Origin of the sequence: Pseudoalteromonas sp. Z9A5 (genome assembly GCF_011378875.1) — a bacterium.
GTDB lineage: Bacteria > Pseudomonadota > Gammaproteobacteria > Enterobacterales > Alteromonadaceae > Pseudoalteromonas.
On sequence record NZ_WTLC01000062.1, the window covers coordinates 1 to 401 of the forward strand.

1 protein-coding gene is annotated in these 401 nt (G+C 45.9%); it reads right to left on the bottom strand.

Annotation, left to right across the window (positions count from 1 at the left end; genetic code table 11):
* Positions 1 to 401, bottom strand: a 401-nt coding sequence (locus tag GQR56_RS19975; RefSeq protein ID WP_206018230.1) for a hypothetical protein, incomplete at both ends; no start/stop codon positions are given.

The window sequence follows — 401 nt, forward strand, 5'->3', positions numbered from 1 at the left end:
GTTAATGTGCCGTCGTTCAATGCGCTTGCATCAATTGGATCTGTTACATATTCGCCATTAATTACGGTTGCTTGTACTTCAATTGGCGGGTTAACGCCGTCGCTGATTGTTACAGTAACTGTTTGACCGTCTTCAACGTCAGTAACCGTACCGCGCACTACTATTGCGGCACTTTCGCCGTTACCGTTAATAACTGAGTCGGCTGTTTTATCAATACTGGTGGTAATGGCTGCGGTATTATCAAGCTCAACCGTATCTTGTGCTGTTACCGGGTTGCCAGCTAAATCAGACGCTGTTGCGGTGGCTGTTAATGTGCCATCGTTTAGTGCGCTTGCATCAATTGGATCTGTTACGTATTCGCCGTTAATTACGGTTGCTTGTACTTCAATTGGCGGATTAAC